The sequence below is a fragment of the Variovorax sp. E3 genome (assembly GCF_016082275.1).
Lineage (GTDB): Bacteria > Pseudomonadota > Gammaproteobacteria > Burkholderiales > Burkholderiaceae_C > Variovorax.
In genome coordinates, this window is sequence record NZ_MOWM01000025.1 from 1 (window position 1) to 20,746 (window position 20,746).

A 20,746-nucleotide genomic window follows, 5' to 3' on the forward strand; every position below is an offset into this window, starting at 1 on the left:
GGCCGACCGCTGCGTGGCCATGGGCTACGTGGCCACGGCGTTCGCCGAGCCCGGCACGCGCATCCAGGCCATCGTGCGCGGCAAGCCGGTGCCGATGGAAGTCTCGACCATGCCTTTCGTTCCCACCCGCTACTACCGGGGCTGACGCGGTCGTCGCGGCTGACGCACACCGGGCCCCGTTAGGCTCAGCACCCCGATCCACTTTTTCCACGAGGAGTTTTTCACCATGAGCATCAAGTACACCAAGGACCACGAATGGGTGTCGGCCGAAGGCGGCTCGGCCACCGTCGGCATCACCGTGCACGCGCAGGACGCGCTGGGCGACGTGGTGTTCGTCGACCTGCCCGAAGTCGGCAAGTCTTTTGCGCAAGGCGAAGTCGCCGGTGTCGTCGAGTCGGTCAAGGCCGCCGCCGACGTGTTCATGCCCGTGTCGGGCGAGATCACCGAAGTCAACGAAGCGCTGCGCGCCGACCCCTCGCTGGCCAACAGCGACCCGCTGGCCAGCGGCTGGTTCTTCAAGGTCAAGCTGAGCGAACCCGCGCAGCTCGACGCCCTGCTGGACGCGGCTTCGTACGACAAGTTCGCCGCCGAATCCTGATCCGCTGAGTTCTTCAGCAAGCAAGCACCTTTGTTCTTTCTCCCCCGAGCCCTCACCGCCATGCCGACGCCCGCCCTTCCCTCTTTGCAAGAACTAGAGAACGCCGAAGAATTCCTTGCCCGCCACATCGGCATCGATGCGGCGGACGAGGCGCGCATGCTGCCGGTGATCGGCTCGGAAACGCGCGCGGAGCTCATCGACGGCATCGTGCCCGCGGCCATCCGCCGCTCCAGGCCGATGCGCCTGCCGGCTCCGGTCACCGAAGCCGACGCGCTGGCCGAGCTGAAGGCCATGGCGTCGAAGAACAAGGTGTTTCGCAACTTCATCGGCCAGGGCTACTACGGCACGCACACGCCCGGCGTGATCCTGCGCAACATCCTGGAGAATCCCGCCTGGTACACGGCCTACACGCCCTACCAGGCCGAGATCTCGCAGGGCCGCATGGAAGCCCTGCTCAACTTCCAGACGATGGTGTGCGACCTCACGGGCATGGCCATCGCCAACGCTTCGATGCTCGACGAAGCCACCGCCGCGGCCGAGGCCATGACGCTGGCCAAGCGCAGCGTGAAGAGCAAGAGCAACGTGTTCCTGGTCTCGGGCGACTGCCACCCGCAGACCATCGAAGTCATCAAGACGCGCGCCGCGCCGCTGGGCATCGAGGTCAAGGTCAGCACCGTGTCCGAAACGCTGCCGCACCTGATGGTGAGCGGCGCCTTCTTCGGCGTGCTCGCGCAGTACCCCGCCACCACCGGCCACGTGCACGACCTGCGCCCGCTGGCGGGCCATGCGCACCAGTGCGACGCGGCCTTCATCGTGGCGGCCGACCTGCTGGCGCTCACGCTGCTGGTCGCGCCGGGCGAGTTCGATGCCGACATCGTCTGCGGCACCACGCAGCGCCTGGGCATGCCGCTGTGCAACGGCGGCCCGCACGCCGCCTACCTGGCCTGCCGCGACGAGTTCAAGCGCTCGCTGCCGGGCCGCCTGGTGGGCGTGAGCGTCGACACGCACGGCCAGCCCGCCTACCGCCTCGCGCTGCAAACGCGCGAGCAGCACATCCGCCGCGAAAAGGCCACGTCGAACATCTGCACCGCGCAGGTGCTGCCGGCCGTGGTGGCCAGCATGTACGCCGTGTACCACGGGCCCGACGGCCTCACGCGCATCGCGCAGCGCGTGGCCGTGCTCACCGCCATCCTGTCGAAGGGCCTGTCGCAGATGGGCCGCGAGCCGGTCAACACCACCGCCTTCGACTCGTTGACCATTCGCACTGGCGAAGACACGCCCGCCATCCTCGAGCGCGCGCTGGCCGCCGGCGTCAACCTGCGCCAGCGCCTGCAACAGCACCTGGGCATTTCGCTGGACGAAACCACCACGCGCGCCGACATCGAAACGCTGTGGGCCCTGTTCGTGCCGGCCGGCACCGCGATGCCGCGCTTCGACGACCTGGCCGCGAACACCACGCCGCTGATTCCCGACGACCTGCGCCGTACCAGCGCCTTCCTCACGCACCCGGTGTTCAACACCCACAAGAGCGAAACCGCCATGCTGCGCTACATCCGCAGCCTGTCGGACAAGGACCTGGCGCTCGACCGCAGCATGATTCCGCTGGGCAGCTGCACCATGAAGCTCAACGCGACCAGCGAGATGATCCCCATCACCTGGCCCGAGTTCGCGAACATCCATCCCTTCGCGCCCGCCGACCAGCAGCTCGGCTATGCCCAGCTCGACGCGCAGCTGCGCGCCTGGCTGTGCGAGGCCACCGGCTACGCGGGCATCAGCCTGCAGCCCAACGCGGGCTCGCAGGGCGAGTACGCGGGCCTGCTGGCCATCAAGTCCTTCCATGAAGCCAAGGGCCAGGGCCACCGCAACATCTGCCTGATTCCGTCTTCCGCGCACGGCACCAACCCGGCCAGCGCGCAGATGGTCGGCATGCAGGTGGTGGTGACGGCCTGCGACACGCAAGGCAACGTCGACATGGACGACCTGAAGCGCGCCTGCGAGAAGAACAGCGACAAGCTGGCCGCGGTGATGATCACCTACCCCAGCACGCACGGCGTGTTCGAAACGCGCGTGAAGGAACTGTGCGAGCTGGTGCACGAACACGGCGGCCGCGTGTACGTCGACGGCGCCAACATGAACGCGCTGGTGGGCGTGGCCGCGCCGGGCGAATTCGGCGGCGACGTGAGCCACCTGAACCTGCACAAGACCTTCTGCATTCCGCACGGCGGCGGCGGCCCCGGCGTGGGCCCGGTGTGCGTGGTCGAAGACCTCGTGCCCTACCTGCCGGGCCACGTGACGGCCGGCGTGCCGTCGCACGGCGTGGGCGCCGTGTCGGCCGCGCCGCTGGGCAACGCGGCCGTGCTGCCGATCAGCTGGATGTACTGTCGCATGATGGGCGCCAAGGGCCTGCAGGCCGCGACCGAAACGGCCATCCTGAGCGCCAACTACATCAGCGCGCGCCTGAAGGACCACTACCCCACGCTGTACGCGAGCCCCAACGGCCACGTGGCGCACGAGTGCATTCTCGACCTGCGCCCGCTGAAGGACACCAGCGGCGTCACCGCCGAAGACGTGGCCAAGCGCCTGATCGACTACGGCTTCCACGCGCCCACGCTGAGCTTCCCCGTGCCCGGCACGCTGATGGTCGAGCCGACCGAGAGCGAGCCGCTGGCCGAGCTCGACCGCTTCATCGACGCGATGATCGCCATCCGCGGCGAAATCCGCCGCATCGAGGAAGGCGTCTGGCCCAGGGAAGACAACCCGCTCAAGCACGCGCCGCACACGGCCGCGAGCCTGCTGGGCACCGAGTGGGGCCACCCGTATTCGCGCGAACTCGGCGCGTTCCCGCTGGCCGAACTCAAGAACGCCAAGTACTGGCCGCCGATCGGCCGCGTCGACAACGTGTATGGCGACCGCAACCTGTTCTGCAGCTGCGTGCCCGTGGGCGACTACAAGGAAGCCGAAGAGGCTTGAAGCTGAAGAAGGCCTGAGCCACGGCCCGCGCGGCATGGACGCCGACGAGATCGCCTCGCTCAAGTCGCGCTGGCGCGGCTGCGTGTGGGCCTACACGCTGAGCGACGACGAGGCCGCCGCGCTGCTGCCGCAGCTGCGCTTTGTCGAACTGGCGGCGGGCCAGCCCATCTGGCACCGCGGCGACGCGGCCGAGCACTGGATCGGCATGGGGCGCGGCAGCATGAAGCTGAGCACCACCTCGGCCTCGGGCAAGCCCGTGACCTTCATGGGCCAGGCCTTCAGCTGGGTCGGCGAGGTCGAGCTGATTCAAGACTCGCCGCGCTTCTGCGATGCGGTCGCGCTGTCCGACGCGGTCGTCATCAAGATGCCCAAGGCCGCGTTCTTTCACCTGCTGGACACCAACGCTGCCTTCAACCGCTTCGTGATGCGGCTGATGAGCGAGCGGCTGACGCAGTCGATGGCGCTCACGCTGTCGGACCGCACGCTCGACCCCGTGGCCAAGGTGGCGCGGAGCCTGGCCTCGCTGTTCAGCCCTTCGGCCTTTCCGCCGCGCTCGCTCGAGCTGCAGGTGTCGCAGGCGGAGCTGGCGATCTACTGCAACATGTCGCGGCCGCGCTTGAACGCGGCGCTGCGGCAACTGGAGGCCGAGGGCCTGCTGGAACTCGGCTACCAGGTCGTGACGCTCAGGCGGCTCGATGCATTGCGCACTTACCGCGGCGCCGCGTCGGCCGACAGCGGCAGCCAGAGCCGCCCCGACACCGCGTAGGCGTTGCTGCCCGTGATGCCCGCCACGGGCGCACCCGCGGCCGGCGCCCAGACGTACTGCGGATGCGTCGAGAACAGCGCCACGCCCAACTCGTCGCCCGGCTGCAATCGCGCCGCCACGCCGCCGAGCGATACGCGATGCCGCCCCGCCGGCACCGGCACCACCTGGTCCGACAGCACCGTCACCTCGCCGCCCTTGCGTCGCAGCGCCAGCCCCACCAGTGCCACGCCCGGGCCGCCCTTGCCCTGCACGTCGAACTCGGCCTCGGGCACGCCGGCCAGCACGGCGCCCGCGCCTGCCGTGCCAGCGCGTCGGCCGGCAGCGCGACGAACTGCAGCCCCTTCGAGCCCGCAGCCACGTCGGTCAAGGGCAATGCCGCACCGACCTGCGCGGCGACGGGCGCGGTGCCCTGGTACGCCGTGCCGTCGTCCAGCGCGATGCACAGCGACGGCACCGAAGACAGGCCCGTGCCCGCGTCGCGCAGCTTGGCGTCGAGCCACGCGAGCATCGCGTCCATCGCATCGACCGTGCCGCAGCGCGCGGGCTTGTCGCGCTGGCCCGCGCGCGGGTTCACGTGGCCCGAGCGCAGCACCATCAGCCGCACATCGCCGCCGCCCGACTTCAGGTGGCGCCAGTTGCGCAGGCCGTCGCCCATGTCGAACAGCACGTCCTCGCTGGCCTGCACGACCAGCGCGTCGACACGCCGCACCGGCTGCCCGGCCCAGCTCGCGCCCGAGGGCCCGTGCGCCTGGTACGCATCGCGCAGGCGCGGTGCGTCGACGCCCAGGTCGCTCCATGCCCAGGCGCCCGGCTTGGGCGCGGTGTCGCACAAGGGCGCCAGCAGCCCGCCGTCGCGCACCTTGCCGCGCTGCGCCATGAAGCACTCGAACTGCACGAAGCCTTCCTTCAGCACGCCCTGCGGCGCGAGCGAATGCTGCAGGTCGTACCAGGTCATCGACGGAATCACGGTGGTGATGCGCGGCTCCAGCTGCGCGAGCTGCATCTGGTAGCCGCCGCCATACGAGCCGCCGATGCTGCCGATGCGCGGCTTGCCGTCGGCGCCCTTGCGCAGCGGCAGTTCGCGCTCGGCCCAGTCGATCAGGCCGCGGATGTCGGCGATCTCGGCTTGCGGATCCATGATGCGGCTGTCTCCGCCGCTGTCGCCGTGGCCCCGATGGTCGAAGCTGATGACCGCAAAGCCGCGCTCCACCAGCGAAGGCACGAGCCGGTCGACGCGCGACCAGTAGCTGGCGGCCGGGTCGGTGTCGCGCGGCGGCATGGCCTGCAGGCGGCCCAGGCCGAAGCCGCTCGCATGCAGCACCAATGGGTAGCCACCTTCAGGCTTGTTGTCGGGCAGGAAGAGCGTGAACGCGACCTTGGTGCCCTTGGCCGCGTCGGCGCCCGCGAGCGGATCGGGCACGGTGGATTGCACCGACAGCTGCTGCACGGTGGCGGCCTGCACTCCGCCGCCCAGCAGGGCCGCCGCGCTCAATGCCAGCGCGCTGATGATCTTCTTCATTGTTCTTGTTCCTCGTTGCATGTTTCGAAGCACGCAACTCTAGGAACGAAGGCGCGGGCCGATTGTCCCGGCGGGAACAAAGTGCGCGTGGCGGCCTCGGCGCGCCTTCTTCGACAAGCGCTCGAGCGCGTGCGCTAGTGGTTAACACCGCCCCGGCCTTCGTTGACTCATCGAAAAGTTCGCACTTAGAATTTGCGTACAGGTTCAGATTTAAAGACCATCTGTGAGATGGCTTTGTCGCGCCTGCATGGTTTGCATCGTCTTCTTGCGGATTATTCCAATGGAGACAACTGTGCAACCCAACGCGATCAAGATCCGCGGCATCGACGATGTCATCGCCTACCTGGATTCACGCCAGGGCATCGTCGGCCGGGCCGCCGTCATCTGGTGGCTCGCACTCGGCGGCCTGTTCCTCGACGCCTTTTCCAACTCCGCACTGAGCGCGGGCCTCGGCCCCATGACGCGCAACCTGTCGCTCACCGCCGCGCAGGTCGCGCTGATGACGTCGATGGCCTCATGGGTCGCCATCGCGTTCAACCCCATCGGCGGCTGGATGGCCGACCGCTGGGGTCGCATTCGCCCGCTCATCCTTGCCAAGCTGCTCGCCGTGATCGGCGCGGTGCTGGTGGTGTTCGCGCCCAGCTTCGAGATGATTCTGGTCGGCCGCTTCTTCGTGGGCGCGGCCTACGGCATCGACTTCGCCATTGCCATGGCGGTGCTCGCGGAGTTCACGCCCGCCAAGCTCAAGAGCCGGCTCAACACCTGGCAAGGCATGTGGTACGCGGCGGTGTGCACCAACCTGCTGCTGGCGCTGGTGTTCTATTCGTGGGAGGTGGGCGATTCGATCTGGCGCTACTCGGTGGCCGCTACCGCGGTCTTCGGCGTGACCATACTCGTGCTGCAGTTCGCGCTGCTCGTTGAAAGCCCGGTGTGGCTGGCGCGCAAGGAGCGGCTCGACGAAGCCGCCAAGGCCATGAGCCGCATCTATGGCCAACTGTTCGTGGCGGCGCCGAAAAACGAGCGCCTGCCCGTCGTGAACCAGGCACGCCGCGGCGCGGCCAATGTGCTGTTGATTTTCCGTGGCGTGTACCTGCAGCGCACCATCCTCGCGGCCACGGTGCAGATCGGCCAGTCGATCCAGTATTTCGCGGTGGGCTGGTACCTGCCGCTGATCAGCGCCACGCTGTTCGGCAAGGACTTTGCGCAGGCCACCATCGGCGCGCTGGCCTTCAACGTGTTCGGCATCTTCGGCGGTTTTCTGTCGCCGTGGATCGGCCGCAAGCTCGGCCTGCGCCGCGCCTCCGCCTTCGGCTTTGCGATGGTGTTCGTGATGCTGCTCACGCTGGGCCTGTTCCACGGCCGCATGCCGCTGTGGCTGGCGGTGACGGTGCCGTCGCTGTTCATCCTGTTCCATTCGGGCGGGCCGGGCGCGAACGGCAAGAGCCTGTCGTCGCTGTCGTTCCGCAGCGAGTTGCGCGCGGGGGCCAACGGCATCATCGGCGCGCTAGGCTCCATCGGCGCCGCGCTGGGCCTGCTGGTGTTCCCGCTGTTCCGAGAGAAGTACGGCCTGGAGCACACCTTCCTCATCCTCTCGGTGGTGCCGCTCATTGCCAGCGTGGTCTGCTTCGTGATTCGCTGGGACCCCACCCGCACCACCATCAACCCGGACAACGAAGCCGGCGCGCCCCAGTTCAAGGACGACGCGCGCCCGCTCTCCGAATCCCTGCAACCCGCCGTGGGAAAAATGAACCGATGAAGTCCACCACCGAGGACGTGATCCTCTCCATCGACGAAGGCACCTCGGGCACACGGGCCGCCGTGGTCGGCCGCGACGGCCATGTGTCGTGCCTCGAGTACGCGCCCCTGCAGGTCGACACGCCGCGCCCCGGCGTGGTCGAGCAGGACGCCAACGCCATCCTGGACAAGACCATGGCCGTGTGCCGCACGGCCATTGCGCGCGCACAGGCCGAGCGCAAGCGCATCGTGGCGCTCGCCATTGCCACGCAGCGCTGCTCCGCCGTGCTGTGGGACACCCACACCGGCCGCGCGCTGGTGCCCGTGATGGTGTGGCAGGACACCCGCTATGTCGACGAACTGAACAAGCTCGCGCCGCAATGGGACCCGCTGCTCGTGAAGCAGATGGGCCGGCCGGTCGGCGTGCGTTCGCCGTATCTGTGGGCCACGCATCACCTGCGCGAAACGCCCGCCGTGGCACAGGCCTTCGCACAGCGCCGCCTTGCCTTCGGCACCATCGACAGCTGGCTGCTGTGGCACCTGTCGGACCAGCGCGCCTGCGTGACGACGCCCACCAACGTGACCTCGGGCAGCGCCTACGTGCTGGCCGAGCACCGCTACCAGCACAACTGGATCGACGCGCTCGGCTTCCCGCAGGAGTTGCTGCCCGCGCTGCGCGAAGACGCCGACCAGTTCGGCCGCACCCGCGTCGATCTGCTGGGCATCGACGTGCCCATCCTCGCCTGTGCGGGCGACCAGCATGCGGGCGCCATCGGCCTGGGCTGCCTCGATCGCGAACAGGCGATGTGCGTGCACGGCACGGGCAGCTTCGTCGACGTGATCACCGGCCCGGTGCAGCCTGCCAATGCCGGCCTGCACGAGGGCACCCTCACCATGACGGCGCGGCGCGCACAGGGCGTGTCGCACTTCGCGGTCGAGACCTTCGTGGCCACCACCGGCTCCGCGCTCAACTGGGTCTGCGAAAAGCTGCAGTGGTTCGACAACGCAGAGCAGATCAGCGCCCTGGCAGCCACCGCCACCGCAAGCAGCTCCCGCGACGTCACCTTCATCCCCGCGCTCACCGGCCTGCGCGTGCCCGCCATGGAGCCCGCCGCGCGCGCTTCGCTCACCGGCATCTCCATGGCCACCACGCGCGCCGAGGTGGCTCGCGCCATCCTCGAAGGCATTGCGCACTCGGTGGCCTCGTGCATCCAGTCGAACGAAGAAGTGTCGGGCGTGCGCGTGTCCGAACTCGTGGTGGGCGGCGGGCTTTCGGGCAGCTCGGCGCTGCTGCAGATCCAGGCCGACCTCACCGGCATGCCGGTGCGCCGCATGAAGGAAACCGACCGTGCCAGCCTGCGCGGCATCGCCTTCCTGGCCGGCTCGTCGGGCCTGCTGTGGGACTCGCTGCGGCAAGCGCGCGAAACGCTGGCCACCGATGCCGTGTTCGAACCCACCGTCGATGCGTCGGAGCGCCTCGCGCGCCGTGCCTTGTGGCACGCACGCGTGGCGTCGGAACTCGGGCATGCACGGCTGCAGTCCCGCAATTTCAAGAACCTTTCCACAGGAGAACTCCCCTCATGATGGGTTTCCCATCCCTGCGGCCCGGCAAGGACCGGGCCCAGATGACGACCACCGAGCCGTTGCGGCTCGACCGGCAGGACCAGCTCGCGCGGCTGGCCGACGAAGCGTTCGACATGCTGATCGTCGGCGGCGGCGTCACCGGTGCCTATGCCGCGCTCGACGCCAGCCTGCGCGGCTACCGCGTGGCGCTGGTCGAGAAAGACGACTTCGCCTTCGGCACCTCCTCCAAGTCATCGAAGATGGTGCACGGCGGGCTGCGCTACATCGAACAGGGCAACCTCGGCCTGGTGCGCCACTCGCTGCTGGAACGCCAGCGCCTGCGCCGCAATGCGCGCCACCTGGTGCAGCGCCTGCCCTTCCTGTTTCCGGTGATGGAGCGCGAAGGCGTGTTCGACAAGCGCCTGGCCAAGGCCTTCGAGAGCCTGCTGTGGACCTACGACATCGCGGGCGGCTGGCGCGAGGGCATCCTCCACCAGAAGCTGACCAAGGCCGAGGTTCTCTCGCACTGCCCCACCTTCAAGGACGAGCACCTGACCGGCGGCTTCATGTACTTCGACGCGCGCGTGGACGATGCGCGCCTCACGCTCAACATCGCGCGCACCGCCGCCTTCCATGGCGCGGCGGTGCTCAACCATGCCAAGGCGGTGGAGATCACGCGCAACGCGCACGGCAAGGTCGACGGCGCGGTGGTGCAGGCCGACGGCCGCGAGATCCGCGCGCGCGCGCGTGTCGTGGTGATGGCCACCGGCGTGTGGCTGCGCGACTGGGACGGCCGCGGGAAGAACGAAGAGAAAACCCTGAACGTGCGTCCCGCCAAGGGCGTACATGTGGCCATTCCGTGGCTGAAGATCCGCAACGACTGCACCGTGACCATTCCGGTGCCGGGGCGCAACCGGCGCGCGACCATCACGCGCTGGGGCAACGTCTCCTACCTGGGCACCACCGACGAAGACTATGAGGGCAACCTCGACGACGTGTGCTGCACGCGCGAGGAACTCGACTTCCTGCTGGACGGCGCGCGCTCCGCGCTGAAGACCGACCTGCGCGCCGAAGACGTGGTGGGCAGCATCGCCGGCTGCCGGCCGCTGGTGGCGCCCCCCGGAGGCAAGACGCTGGAAATCAAGCGCAACCACGAGATCCGCACCGCGCCCGACGGCCTGCTGACCATCGTGGGCGGCAAGCTCACCACCTCACGCCACATGGCCGAGCAGACCATCGACGCCGCACAGAAGGTGCTGGGCCGGCGCAACGGCTGCAAGACCAAATCGGCCTTTCTGCTGGGCGCGGCCGGCTACGACGCGCAGGCCATCACCGCCTCGGGCGGCATGGCCGCGCACCTGGGCGAGCGCTACGGCACCGAGGCGCGCTTCGTCACCGACATCCTGCAGGCAGACCCCGCCCTGCAACGCCCCATCGTCGAAGGCCTGCCGCACAGCGAGGCCGAAATTGTGTACGCGGTGCGCCACGAACTCGCACGCACCGTCGACGACGTGCTCTCGCGGCGCATCCGCGCGCGGCTCATGGCGCGCGACGCCTCGGGCCGCGCCGCTGCCCGCGTGGGCGAAATCCTCCAGGCCGAACTCGGCTTGTCCCCCGCCGAGACGGCACAGCAGGTAGCCAGCTACCAGGCCGCCATCGCGCATGAAAAATCCATCCTTATGGGAGTGAAGTAGATGATCAGCAAAGACGCCATCCAGCGCGGCTACAACCGCCGCAACTACGTCGTCGGGGCGCACACGCCGCCGGCCTATGCCAAGACGATCACCGCGACCGACGGCCCCGCCGGGCTGCAGCGCGCACCCGTGACAGTGGCGCCCGCGCACATCGATGCGCTGCGCAAGGTGGCCGACGAAGTGCTCACCGCCACCGCCGACGTGGTGACGTGGACGCGCGACTGGTGGGCCGGCTCCATGGTCAGCGAAACCGGCGGCAAGCCGGCCACGCCGCAGGGCGTGATCGTGCGTGCCTCCACCGTCGAACAGATCCAGGCCGTGATGCGCATCGCGCACGCCGCGGCCATTCCGGTCACCGTGTCGGCCGGCCGCAGCAACGTGACCGGCGCGGCGCTGCCGGTGCGCGGCGGCATCGTGCTGGACGTTTGCGAGCTCAACAAGATGATCGGCTTCGACGCGGGGAGCCAGATCGTCGAAGTCGAAGCCGGCATGTTCGGCGACGTGTTCGAGGAAACCATCCAGCGCGACCACCAGATGACCATGGGCCACTGGCCCTCGTCCTTCGGCATCAGCACGGTGGGCGGCTGGGTGGCGTGCCGCGGCGCGGGGCAACTGTCCACGCGCTACGGAAAAATCGAGGACATGGTCTTCGGCATGGACGTTGTGCTGGCCGACGGCAGCCTCGTGACCGTGGGCGGCTACTCGCGCGCGGCGGTGGGCTCCGACCTGCAGCAACTGTTCATCGGTTCCGAAGGCACGCTGGGCGTGATCGTGCGCGTGCGGCTCAAGCTGCACCGCCTGCCCGACTACGGCCGCGCCATTGCCTACGGCTTCGACAGCTTCGCCACCGGCCTGGAGGCCTGCCGCCAGATCATGCAGCGCGGCGCCAACCCGGCCGCGCTGCGGCTGTACGACGCGCTGGAAAGCAAGGTGCAGTTCGAATTGGCCGACACGCACGTGCTGCTGATCGCCGACGAAGGCGCGCCGGAGATGGTCGACGCGGTCATGGCCATCAGCGAACGCGCCTGCAAGGAACTGGGCCGCGTGCTCGACGGCCCGGTCATCTTCGAGCGCTGGCTCGACACCCGCTACCTCACCGGCAAGAGCGCCGAAGGCTTCAAGCGCAGCCCCGGCTTCGTGGCCGACACGCTGGAAATGAGCGGCCGCTGGAGCGACCTGCCCGCCATCTACGACGAGGTGGTGGCCGCCATCAACGCCGTGCCCGGCACGCTGGCCGGCTCGGCCCACCAGTCGCATGCCTACGTGGACGGCGCCTGCCTGTACTTCTCGCTGCGCGGCGAGGTGGAGGTGGCCGACCGCGCGCGCTGGTACCGCGCCGCCTGGGACGCGGCCAACGCCGTGCTGGTGCGCCACAATGCCGCGCTGAGCCACCACCATGGCGTCGGGCTGCTGCGTGCGCCCTACATGGCCGATTCGCTGGGCAGCGCCTTCCCGGTGCTGCAGGCCCTCAAGCGCACGCTGGACCCGAAGAACATACTGAACCCGGGCAAGCTCGGCCTCACCGACGAGCTGCCCCCACACGCAGACTGAGTTTCATCGAATGGACCGCTCCCTTGGCGCGCGCCTTGCGCGGCACCCGATCATTGCAACGCTCTACGGGGCGGAGCAGATCGACGCCTTCATCGACAGCGCGAGCGAGATCGCCATCGTCGCCAACGTCGAGTTGCGCAAGCTGCACGGCGTGGTGGCGACCATCACGCGGGCGGACAAGATCGCCATCGTCAACATCGACAGCTGCGAGGGCATCTCACCCGACAAGGGCGGCGTGGAGTACCTGGCCGAGATCGGCGCGACCAGCCTGGTGTCCACCCGCGTGGCCACCATCCAGCGCGCCAACCGGGCAGGGCTGCTCACCATGCAGAAGGTGTTCGTGACCGACCGCTCGACCTGGCCGCGCAGCGTGAAGGCGCTGGAGCAGAGCGACCCGAACCTGGTGCAGCTGATGCCCGCACCGATGCTTTCGCACATCGCCATCAAGGAACGCAACGCGCTGCCGCCCATCGTGGCCTCGGGCTTCGTGAGCACGCACAACGACGTGCGCAGCGCGCTGGCCGCCGGCGCGGTGGCGGTGTCGACCAGCGACACCGCGATGTGGAGCGTGGATGTGAAGGCGCTGAAAGGCGGCTGAAACGTGGCCGGTCAGGGCCGCGTCAAGGCTGCTTCTTGTTCTTCGCCACCTCCCCCGTCGCGATCTGCTGACGCAGCCCGCGCAGGCTGGCCTTCACCTTGCGCTCGTTCTCCGGCCCCATGCGCACCATGATCTTCTGGCCGGAGGACAGCGACTCCAGTTGCGGGTCGACGTACTCGTAGCGCACCCACGGCCGCTGCGAGGGCACGTCGCCCTTCACCTCGACCAGCCGCACATGCACCGGGCCCTTGGGCTCGGGCGCCTGCAGCAGGTGGTCGATCACGGCGATGAGCCGGTCGTTGAAGTAGCGGCCCGGGTAGCCCAACTCTTCATACGCCTGCTGGAACAGCGGGTAAAGCCTGGCGTACACCGCCGCGGCCTTGGCCGGGTCGATGGACTGCGCGAGCAGCACGATGCCGTTGTAGCGCGCGGCGTTGTTGGCCGAGATGGTCTGCGCCTCGCCCTGCCCTTCGGTGATGAAGCGCTGGCCCGTGGGCTGCACCGGCCATGCGCTGGCGGGCGCCTGCTCGCGCGCGAGGTTGTCGACCGTGGCCACGAAGCGCCGCACGATGCCGTCGGAGCGCAGGAAGGACTCGGCGTTCTTCGCGCCCAGCAGCTCGGCCAGTGCCTTCATCACGCGCGAATCGGAATCGGCGAGCTTGGGCAGCGCGGCGTCGGGCGGCGCGAGCGCGTCGACCGGGTTCTGCGGGCCCTTGGGCTCGACCGCGGCGGGGGGCGCGGGTGGCGGTGCGTCGTTGGGCGCGGCGGCCACGGGCACGGGCTCCGGGGGCTTTTGTTGTTGCTGGTACCAGCGCCAGCCGAAGAAGCCGGCCGCCAGCAGCACCAGCACGATGACGATGATCGTGCCCACGGGCGTTTCGCGGCGGGGGCGGAATTCGGGAGCGTCGCGCGTGTCGCGGATGTCGCTTTCGGACATGGGTCGGGTTCCTTTGCTTGCGTAGAGGGCGCACAGAGACGAAGGCTATGGTGCACCAAGAAAGGCCGCACCACGCCCTCATCGTCGTAACGCCCTGTGACGCCCCGACGCGACGGAAGTTCAGTCGGTCTGCAAGACGGGCGCCCGCCGCTACCGGCTGCTGGTGCAGCCCGAAGCGGACAGCGCTGAACGGGTGCGCAAAATGGAAGCGATGGTCATGGCGCGCCTGCGGGCGCGCTGAGCGACTGCAGCCACGCCAGCGTGGCCTGCAGCTCGGCCGGGCGCAGTTCGTGCGCGCCCGGGAAGTCGGCGCCCGACAGCGCCAGCGGCAAGGTGCGCGCCAGCTCGCGCGTGGCCTGCGCGGCGCTCGGGGGAATCACGTTGTCCGAACTGCCGTGGCTCACCCACAGCGCCTTGCCCTCGAAGGCCTCGGGCGGCGCCACGTGCGGCACCACCTGCGACAGCAGCCGGCTGTGCCACACCATCGCGGCGCGCACGCTCCCGGGTTGGGTCAGCAGCAGCGACAGCGCCATGATCCCGCCCTGGCTGAAGCCGCCGACGATCACGCGCTCGGCCGGCACGCCGAGCTGCTGCGCGGCCGAGGCGATCATTTCGCCGACCAGGAAGCGGCTCTCGCGCTCCTGCTCTTCGTTGATGAGCCGCTCGCCATTGGGCAGGAACTGGAACTCGAACCACGCATAGGCATCGGGCGACAGCACATAGGGCGCGCGCAGGCTCAGCACATGGAACTGCGGCGGCACCATGCGCGCCAGGCCGAACAGGTCTTGCTCGTTGCTGCCCACGCCGTGCATCAGCACCAGCAGCCAGGGTTCGGCCACGCCGGGGCTGGCCGAATGTTCGAGGAATTTGAGGGGCAGGTGAAGTTGGGTCATGGGTCAGGCGTGCTGGATAGACTGGAGCAAAACGAGACGAAGGCAATTTCTCATGCGACATCTCCTGGCCGCGAGCTTACTTCCAGCCCTGGTCCTGCTGTGCGCACCGGGGTCGCAAGCCCATGCCGCCGAGTTCCGTAAAGGGGCCGCCTGCAGCTTCGATGCCAAAGCGGTACAACTGCGAAGTGGCCTCTGCGTGGGCTTCGACGCAGGCGCCTACGGATCGCCGCACAGCTACGAGCAGGCCGGCACGCTGACCTGCGGCGGCGAGTCCGACGCGCCCTGCCCCACCCTGCGCGTGCTGACCCGCGTGAACGGCAAGACCGTGGCGCGCAGCTTTCCGCCGCCGCGCAAGTCGTCGCTGGCCGACCCGAGCGATGCGTGCGCCATCAAGACCATCGGCGTGAACAAGGCCGGCACCCGCTTCGCGCTGCAAGGCCAGGGCCGCGACTGCTTCGGCGGCACCGCGCGCTTTTCGGTCGAAGACGTCTACGCGCTGAAGAACGGCGTGCCGGTGCTGCTCAAGAAGAACGGCGCCTACGAGCACTGAGCTCAGCGAAAGCCCTTCGCCAGTTCGCGCGTGATCTCGGCGGACGGCAGCTCCCTGCAGCCGGTCGCGTTCTGCCCCGACCACAGCGGAGAAAAATCGCCGTTGCCCTTCGCCTCGGCCTTGGCGCGCAGCGGCGCAATGGCCGAGGTGGCCAGCGGAAACTCCGGCGCCACCGCGCCGATGGGGCCCAGGTCGCGGATCACGCGGTTCACGATACCGCGCGCGGGCCGGCCGGTGAAGAGGTTGGTGAGCGCCGTGTGACGCGCGGCCTCGCTCTTGAGCACGCCGCGATGGATCGCGCTGGTGGTCGCCTCGTTCGCCAGCAGATAGGCGGTGCCGATCTGCACGCCCGCCGCGCCCAGCGCCATGGCCGCGGCCACGCCGTCGGCATCGACGATGCCGCCGGCGGCAATCACCGGCCGCCTGATCGCGCGCACCAGTTGCGGCAGCAGCGCGAAGGTGCCGAGCTGCTTGGTCAGGTCGTGCGACAGGAAGTGGCCACGGTGCCCGCCGGCTTCGAGCCCCTGGGCAATGACCGCATCGACCCCGCGCGCTTCGAGCCACAGCGCCTCTTCGACCGTGGTGGCAGAGGCCAGCACCTTCGCGCCCCAGCCGCGCACCCGCGCCAGCAGCTCGTCGGACGGCAGCCCGAAATGAAAGCTCACCACCGGCGGGCGGAACTCGGCGATCAGCTCGGCCACGTCGGGGCTGAAGGGGTTGCGGCCCGGCCCGGCGGGAATGCCCGCCGCGTCGATGCCGTATTCGGCGTAGTACGGCGCCAGCGCGGAGCGCCACACGGCCTCGCGTTCGGCGCTGGGCTGCGGCGAGGTGTGGCAGAAGAAATTGACGTTGTAGGGCTTGTCGGTGCCCGCGCGAATGGCCGTGAGCTCGGCGCGCATGACCTCGGGGCTCAGCATCGCGCCCGGCAGCGAGCCCAGCCCGCCCGCGTTGCTGACCGCGATGGCCATCGCGCTGCCTTGCACACCGGCCATGGGCGCCTGGATGAGGGGGAGTTCGGTACCGAGAATCTGCTGCAGCGTGGTCATTCGAATAGCTTCCTGGAGTGACGGATGGCGGCCATTCTCCCGCCAGCGCGGAGGTCGCGGCGGCAGCGGGGTCATCGGCACGCGGCTTCGGCACAATCGCCGGCATGCCCCTGCCAACGACCTCGCTCCCCCTGCCCCTGCAACGCGCCATGGCCGTCGCCGTCGCGGCCGCCGGCCTCGTCATGCTCGCGGGCTGCCCGCGGAAGGAAGCCCCCGTCGCCACGTCCGACACACCCGCCGTCGCGGCTGCGGACACCGCCCCGGCGGCGGCCGCCCGCCCCACCGCGTCGGCCACGCTCAAGCGCGCCGAGCTCATGGCGCTGGCCTTCCCCGATTCGCGGGGTCCGGGCGCTCGCCCGACCAGTCCGACACCGTGCTGCTGCCCACCATCGGCGACGACGGCAAGGCCGTCGCGGGCAGCGAGGCCGAACAGAAGGCCGAGGTCTCGCCGCGCGAAGTGGTGCGCCTGGACGACACCCACGCCGTCATGCTGACCGACGCCGTGCCGCTGACCGAAGACGGCCACCCCATGAACGGCCACCCCGACGGCGCGTGGCTCGGCGCCTACTTCTTCGAGCAGGGCCCCGAGGGCTGGAAGCTCTCGGGCCGCAACGACGCGGTCGACTACCAGGGCTTCATGGGCAACCTCGGCCAGACCAAGGTCGAGCGACTGGCCACCGGCCAGTTCGTCACACTGCTGACCAACGGCAGTTGCTGGCAAGGCACCTGCGGCGAATGGCTGTCGGTGTTCTCGCTGGCGCCCGGCAAGGTGCGGCCCATGGTCACAGGCATTGCGCTCGGGGCCGACAACCAGGGAGGGGACGAGGCCTGCGAAAAGGTGCTCAAGGCCGAGCGGCCCGCGCAGCCGCCGCGCGGCAACTGCTTCGACATCAGCGGCAAGCCGGCCTTTCCTGTGGCCGCCGAAGGCGACGGCAAGGACAAGGACGAGATGCACATCGCCTTCAGCGGCAGCCAGACGAACGGCGCCGACGACCCGCGCGCGCGCAAGGTCGACACCACGCTGGTGTACGTCAACCGCAACGGCGTGTACGAGCTGCGCGAGGGGCGCAACCCCGTGCCGTCGTTCTGAGCGACATGCAGGCCGGACCGACGTACAGCGTGCGCTGCTATAGCGGCGAGTACGCGGGCCACGACCATGACCACGCGCAGATCATGTTTGCGCTGGACGGCCGCATGGAACTGGAGATCGGCGGCCGCGCGGCCTTCACCGACACCTCCTGCGGCATGATCATTCCAGCCGGCGTGGCGCACGCCTTCATGTCGCCACGCGGCGTGCGCATGGTGGTCATCGACACGCCCGACGACGCGGGCGTGGACCGCATGCGGCGCTTCGCGGTCACGGCCGCCTGCCGCAACGATGTCGATCCTTCAGGCGCCGAGCGGCACCTGGCGCATGTGCTCGAAGCGCCTTCGATCCTCACGCGACGCAGCATCGACCTTGCGCGGCTCGACGGCGCCATCGGCCGCGCGCTGCACGAACCCTGGGACACCGCGCGCATGGCCGCCCTCTTCTTCCTGAGCCCGCAGCGCTTTCATGCGCGGCTGCTCGAACTGACGGGCCTGGCGCCGCAAGCCTACCTGCGCACACGCCGGCTCGACGCGGCGCAGCGGCTGCTGCAGGGCGGCGTGCCGCTCGAGGCAACCGCGCTGCGCGTGGGCTACAGCTCGGCCAGCGCGCTGGGCTTTGCGCTGCGGCGCGACCGCCAGCTCGGCGCCCGGAAGCTGCGCGCAAGCTAGCACCTGCCTGCTCGCCCCAGGTCGAGAGTCTCTCGACATTTGCACGCGCCGCACCGCTCGACGATGCGCGCATGACGAAGAAGACCACACCCCTTGCCGGCGCCGCCATGGTGATCGCCGCCGCTGCCCTGTGGGGCACCACCGGCACCGCCCAGAGCTTTGCGCCGTCGCACACCTCGCCTTATTGGGTCGGCACACTGCGAATGGCCGTGGCCGTGCTGTTCTTCGCGGGCTTCATCGGGTGGCGCCGCTTCGGCGGCGAGCGACTGGCGCTGGCCGTGCCTCGCGCCGCATGGCGATGGGTGCTGCTCGCGGGACTGTGCATTGCGGGCTACAACCTGTGCTTCTTCGCGGGCGTCAAGGCAACCAGCGTGGCCGTGGGCACCGCGCTCACCGTCGGCAGCGGTCCGGCCTGGGCCGGACTGCTGCAATCGCTGGTGTCGCGCAGGCCGCCCGCGCCGGTGTGGTGGGTGGGCACGTTGCTGGCCGTCGGTGGCGGCTGGCTGATGGTGATGCCGCGCGAAGGCGAGGGTTCGGGCATCGATGCCGCCGGCCTCGCGCTGTGTCTCGCGGCCGGGCTCTGCTACGCCGTCTACACGCTGGTCAGCCAGCGCCTCGTGCGCCAGTCGCCGCCCGCGACGGTCACGCTCTGGGTGTTCGCGGTGGCTTCAGCGGCGGCGGTGCCCACCGCGCTGCTGGTCTCGGGTCCGTTCTCGACCACGCCGGCGGGCTGGGCCCTCATGGGCTATCTGGGGCTGGTGTCGACCGGCGTGGCCTATTTGCTGTTCAGCCACGCGCTGCGGCACATCTCGGGGGCCTCGGGCGTCACGCTGGCGCTGGCGGAGCCGGTCACGGCCTTCGCGCTGGCCGTTCTCGTGGTGGGCGAACGCCCGGCGGCGTCGGCCTTTGCCGGTCTGGCACTGGTGCTCGCGGGGCTGGTGGTCGTCGTGTGGACGGAAGCGCGACGGGCTCGCTGAGCCCGCGCCACCCGCACCACCCGCACCAAGTCACTCCTCGCTGGTCCACTCCACCTGCACGCCCAGGCTGCGCAGGTTTTCGACGAAGCGCGGGTGCGCGCGCCGGATCGGCGTGGCGTTGCGGATCTCGGAGCGCCCTTCGATGCTCGCCGCCACCATGAACAGCGCGATCGCTACGCGAATGATGTAGGGGCTTTCGACCACGGCCGGCGTCAGTGGATTGCCACCGAAAGTGATGAGCCGGTGCGGGTCCGACGAGAACACGTGCGCGCCGAACTTCGACAGCTCGCCGGTCCAGCCCAGCGCGCCGTCGTACACCTTGTTCCAGAACATCGCGTTGCCTTGGGCGCGCACGCCCAGCGCGATGAAGATCGGCAGCAGGTCGACCGGAAAGTAAGGCCACGGCGCGGCCTCGACCTTGGTCAGCACGTTGCTCGTGAACGGCGTCTGCACCTTCAGCGGGCCGCCGCGGATGGCGCGCGACCAGCCGTCTTCATGCACGATCTGCACGCCGAATTTGGCGAAAGTGCGGTCGAGCAGCGGAAAGTTTTCAGGCGCGCTGTTGCGCACCACCACGTCGCCGCCGGTGATGGCGCCCAGCGCCAGGAAGGTCGTGATCTCGTGGAAGTCTTCGTCGAAGCGGAACTCCCCGCCCTTCAGCGTGCCGCCGCCGTGCACCGTGAGCCGCGAGGTGCCCATGCCCTCGATGCGCACGCCGATCAGCGTCATGAAGCGGCAGAACTCCTGCACGTGCGGCTCCGACGCGGCGTTGGTCAGCGTCGAGGTGCCGCCCGCGGCGGCCGCGCACAGCACGAAGTTCTCGGTGGTCGTGACCGAGGCGTAGTCCAGCCAGTGGTCGGTGGGCGTCAGGCGGCCCTTGCTGTGCACGAGCAGCGAGCCCTCGGTGCGCTCCACTTCGCCGCCGAAGCGCTGGAACACCTCCACGTGCGGATCGATCTCGCGCACGCCCAGCGTGCAGCCCTTGACGTTGTCTTCCAGCCGCGCCACGCCGAAGCGCGCGAGCAGCGGCGGCACCAGCATGATCGACGAGCGCATTTCTTCGGGCAGCCGGTGCAGCGCGGCGTCGAAGGTGGTCTCGCGGTGGTGCAACTCGAGCGTGCCGCTCTCGTGGTCCATGCGCACGTCGCTGCCCAGGGTGCGGAAGATCTCGAGGATCTTGCGCACGTCGGTGATATCGGGCACGCCGTGCAGCGTCAGGGGTTCCCAGGTCAGGAGAGTGGCGCAAAGCACCGGGAGCACGGCATTCTTGTTGGCGGAGGGCGTGATGCGGCCACGCAGCGGCGTACCGCCGTGCACGATGAGGTTGGACATGAAGAAGCGGGGAGCGAGAGGCGGTGGGAAAGGGTCGCGGACAATCCGAAACCGGAGGCGGCCACTTTACCGTCTGAAAGCGGCATGTACGGCGCTGAAGTTGTAAGAACTTCAAAGCAAAAGCCGCCTGTTTGACAATTCTTTCGCACTACATCCGACGGGTTCGCCAGGCCGACTCACGACGAACTTGTTACTCCCCCTGTGCCGCCCTGTCCGGCTAGATTGGTTGCATCCGGCCTGCCTCACGCTGGAAACACAAC

19 protein-coding genes are annotated in these 20,746 nt (G+C 69.2%); 13 read left to right on the plus strand and 6 right to left on the minus strand.

Features of this window, described 5'->3' with window-relative positions; all coding sequences use genetic code 11:
• From BMG07_RS11695 to BMG07_RS11710, 4 genes are all read left to right on the plus strand, one after another.
• Positions 1-145, plus strand: a 145-nt coding sequence (locus BMG07_RS11695; protein ID WP_307866938.1) for a glycine cleavage T C-terminal barrel domain-containing protein, incomplete at its 5' end; no start/stop codon positions are given.
• A gap of 81 nt (positions 146-226) precedes the next feature.
• Positions 227-598, plus strand: coding sequence for a glycine cleavage system protein GcvH (gcvH, locus tag BMG07_RS11700; RefSeq protein ID WP_198084716.1), 372 nt, complete (start codon positions 227-229; stop codon positions 596-598).
• Positions 599-658: 60 nt separating this feature from the next.
• Entirely contained in the window at positions 659-3,568 is a 2,910-nt protein-coding gene (gene gcvP, locus BMG07_RS11705) for an aminomethyl-transferring glycine dehydrogenase (RefSeq protein WP_198084717.1), read from the plus strand.
• Between the two features lie 34 nt (positions 3,569-3,602).
• Complete coding sequence (locus tag BMG07_RS11710; RefSeq protein WP_198084718.1) at positions 3,603-4,334, plus strand: Crp/Fnr family transcriptional regulator; 732 nt, start codon at positions 3,603-3,605, stop codon at positions 4,332-4,334.
• Here BMG07_RS11710 and BMG07_RS11715 read toward each other — a convergent pair.
• Together BMG07_RS11715 and BMG07_RS11720 are read right to left on the minus strand one after the other, a co-directional pair.
• Positions 4,277-4,618 carry a hypothetical protein gene (locus tag BMG07_RS11715; RefSeq protein ID WP_198084719.1) on the minus strand — a complete coding sequence of 114 codons (342 nt, stop codon included), beginning with the start codon at positions 4,616-4,618 and terminating at the stop codon, positions 4,277-4,279. The genes BMG07_RS11710 and BMG07_RS11715 overlap by 58 nt on opposite strands.
• Positions 4,516-5,853 carry an alpha/beta fold hydrolase gene (locus tag BMG07_RS11720; RefSeq protein ID WP_198084720.1) on the minus strand — a complete coding sequence of 446 codons (1,338 nt, stop codon included), beginning with the start codon at positions 5,851-5,853 and terminating at the stop codon, positions 4,516-4,518. The genes BMG07_RS11715 and BMG07_RS11720 overlap by 103 nt, the downstream gene beginning before the upstream one ends.
• Before the next feature lie 292 nt (positions 5,854-6,145).
• Here BMG07_RS11720 and BMG07_RS11725 point away from each other — a divergent pair, with 292 nt between their 5' ends.
• Genes BMG07_RS11725 through BMG07_RS11745 form a run of 5 tightly spaced genes read left to right on the plus strand, consistent with a single transcriptional unit; the run spans position 6,146 to position 12,993 of the window.
• Positions 6,146-7,609, plus strand: a complete 1,464-nt coding sequence (locus BMG07_RS11725; protein ID WP_198084721.1) for a nitrate/nitrite transporter — start codon at positions 6,146-6,148, stop codon at positions 7,607-7,609.
• Entirely contained in the window at positions 7,606-9,171 is a 1,566-nt protein-coding gene (locus BMG07_RS11730; RefSeq protein ID WP_198084722.1) for an FGGY family carbohydrate kinase, read from the plus strand. The genes BMG07_RS11725 and BMG07_RS11730 overlap by 4 nt, the downstream gene beginning before the upstream one ends.
• Positions 9,168-10,844 (plus strand): glycerol-3-phosphate dehydrogenase/oxidase, encoded by a 1,677-nt coding sequence (locus BMG07_RS11735; RefSeq protein ID WP_198084723.1) that lies wholly within the window; start codon positions 9,168-9,170, stop codon positions 10,842-10,844. The genes BMG07_RS11730 and BMG07_RS11735 overlap by 4 nt, the downstream gene beginning before the upstream one ends.
• Positions 10,845-12,395: an FAD-binding oxidoreductase gene (locus BMG07_RS11740; RefSeq protein WP_198084724.1), complete on the plus strand. Its 1,551-nt coding sequence runs from the start codon at positions 10,845-10,847 to the stop codon at positions 12,393-12,395.
• A 10-nt stretch (positions 12,396-12,405) separates the two neighbouring features.
• Positions 12,406-12,993, plus strand: a complete 588-nt coding sequence (locus BMG07_RS11745) for a glycerol-3-phosphate responsive antiterminator (protein ID WP_198084725.1) — start codon at positions 12,406-12,408, stop codon at positions 12,991-12,993.
• Positions 12,994-13,015: 22 nt separating this feature from the next.
• On the opposite strand, the gene BMG07_RS11750 is transcribed toward BMG07_RS11745, so the two are convergent.
• Together BMG07_RS11750 and BMG07_RS11755 are read right to left on the minus strand one after the other, a co-directional pair.
• Positions 13,016-13,930, minus strand: coding sequence for a DUF3014 domain-containing protein (locus tag BMG07_RS11750; RefSeq protein WP_198084726.1), 915 nt, complete (start codon positions 13,928-13,930; stop codon positions 13,016-13,018).
• Between the two features lie 215 nt (positions 13,931-14,145).
• Positions 14,146-14,823 carry an alpha/beta hydrolase gene (locus BMG07_RS11755; protein WP_198084727.1) on the minus strand — a complete coding sequence of 226 codons (678 nt, stop codon included), beginning with the start codon at positions 14,821-14,823 and terminating at the stop codon, positions 14,146-14,148.
• Positions 14,824-15,019: 196 nt separating this feature from the next.
• On the opposite strand from BMG07_RS11755, the gene BMG07_RS11760 reads away from it, so the two are divergent.
• Positions 15,020-15,373, plus strand: a complete 354-nt coding sequence (locus BMG07_RS11760; RefSeq protein WP_198084728.1) for a hypothetical protein — start codon at positions 15,020-15,022, stop codon at positions 15,371-15,373.
• Positions 15,374-15,375: 2 nt separating this feature from the next.
• Here BMG07_RS11760 and BMG07_RS11765 read toward each other — a convergent pair whose 3' ends face one another.
• Complete coding sequence (locus BMG07_RS11765) at positions 15,376-16,419, minus strand: nitronate monooxygenase family protein (protein WP_198084729.1); 1,044 nt, start codon at positions 16,417-16,419, stop codon at positions 15,376-15,378.
• A 373-nt stretch (positions 16,420-16,792) separates the two neighbouring features.
• Here BMG07_RS11765 and BMG07_RS11770 point away from each other — a divergent pair, with 373 nt between their 5' ends.
• The 3 genes from BMG07_RS11770 (at position 16,793) to BMG07_RS11780 (ending at position 19,154) form a co-directional block, all read left to right on the plus strand.
• Positions 16,793-17,509: a hypothetical protein gene (locus BMG07_RS11770; protein WP_198084730.1), complete on the plus strand. Its 717-nt coding sequence runs from the start codon at positions 16,793-16,795 to the stop codon at positions 17,507-17,509.
• 5 nt (positions 17,510-17,514) lie between these two features.
• Complete coding sequence (locus BMG07_RS11775; RefSeq protein ID WP_198084731.1) at positions 17,515-18,177, plus strand: AraC family transcriptional regulator; 663 nt, start codon at positions 17,515-17,517, stop codon at positions 18,175-18,177.
• 71 nt (positions 18,178-18,248) lie between these two features.
• Complete coding sequence (locus BMG07_RS11780; protein WP_198084732.1) at positions 18,249-19,154, plus strand: DMT family transporter; 906 nt, start codon at positions 18,249-18,251, stop codon at positions 19,152-19,154.
• Between the two features lie 30 nt (positions 19,155-19,184).
• On the opposite strand, the gene BMG07_RS11785 is transcribed toward BMG07_RS11780, so the two are convergent.
• On the minus strand, positions 19,185-20,486 hold the full coding sequence (locus tag BMG07_RS11785) for a UDP-N-acetylglucosamine 1-carboxyvinyltransferase (protein WP_198084733.1): 1,302 nt from the start codon (positions 20,484-20,486) through the stop codon (positions 19,185-19,187).
• Positions 20,487-20,746 lie beyond the last annotated feature (260 nt).